The 1,210-nt window shown below is 69.0% G+C and carries 1 protein-coding gene and 1 pseudogene; both read left to right on the top strand.

Annotation, left to right across the window (positions count from 1 at the left end; translation table 11 throughout):
• A pseudogene (gene adh, locus ACIP67_RS43370) lies at nt 1–387 on the top strand (aldehyde dehydrogenase); the annotation flags it as partial.
• 53 nt (nt 388–440) lie between these two features.
• Nucleotides 441–1,210: zinc-dependent alcohol dehydrogenase (locus ACIP67_RS43375; RefSeq protein WP_401700258.1), on the top strand; the 770-nt coding region annotated here is incomplete at its 3' end.

The raw sequence follows: 1,210 nt of genomic DNA on the forward strand, positions 1-1,210 counted from the left end.
CTGGCCGGCGGCTACTACGTGCAGCCCACGATCTTCCGTGGGGACAACTCGATGCGCATCTTCCAGGAGGAGATCTTCGGGCCGGTGGTCTCGACGACCACGTTCACCGACTTCGACGACGCCATGCGGATCGCCAACGACACGCTCTACGGGCTCGGCGCCGGCGTGTGGTCCCGGAACGGCAACACCGCCTACCGCGCGGGCCGGGCGATCCAGGCCGGCCGCGTGTGGGTGAACAACTACCACGCCTACCCGGCCCACGCCGCGTTCGGCGGGTACAAGTCCTCCGGCATCGGCCGTGAGAACCACCTGATGATGCTCGACCACTACCAGCAGACCAAGAACCTGCTCGTCTCCTACTCCGAGGACAAGCTCGGGTTCTTCTGAGCCGACGCCGGCACGGCACGACCCCCTCCCCACTCCACGAAAGGTGATCCCCCATGACCACGATGAAGGCAGCCGTCGTCACCCAGTTCGGCAAAGGGGCCGACGTCAAGGAGGTCGAGCGTCCGTCGCCCGGCCAGCACGAAGCGCTCGTGAAGCTCATCTCCTCGGGCGTCTGTCACACGGACCTGCACGCGATGGAGGGCGACTGGCCGGTGAAGCCGACCCTGCCGTTCATCCCGGGCCACGAGGGCGTGGGCATCGTCGAGGAGGTCGGACCCGACGTCGAGAACCTCAAGGTCGGGGACATGGTCGGCAACGCGTGGCTGTGGCGAGCGTGCGGCCACTGCCAGTACTGCCGCACCGGGTGGGAGACCCTGTGCGAGGAGCAGGTCAACGGCGGCTACTCCGTGGACGGTTCGTTCGGTGAGTACATGCTCGTGGATGCCCGCTACGCGCCCGTGATCCCCGAGGGCGCGGACCCGATGGAGGTCGGCCCGGTCCTGTGCGCCGGCGTCACGGTGTACAAGGGGCTGAAGCAGACCGAGGTGCGGCCCGGGCAGTGGGTCGTGATCTCCGGCATCGGCGGCCTGGGGCACATCGCGGTGCAGTACGCCGTGGCGATGGGCATGCGCGTGGTGGCCGTGGACGTCGCGGACGACAAGCTGGCGCTCGCCTCCCGGCACGGCGCGGAGCTGACCGTGAACGCGAACGTGGCGGACCCCTCCGTGGAGATCCAGGAGAAGATCGGCGGCGCCCACGGCGTGCTCGTCACGGCCGTGCACCCGCAGGCGTTCGGCCAGGCCATCGCGATGACCCGCCGCGG

This window comes from Streptomyces sp. NPDC088812, from assembly GCF_044750285.1.
Taxonomy (GTDB): Bacteria; Actinomycetota; Actinomycetes; order Streptomycetales; family Streptomycetaceae; genus Streptomyces.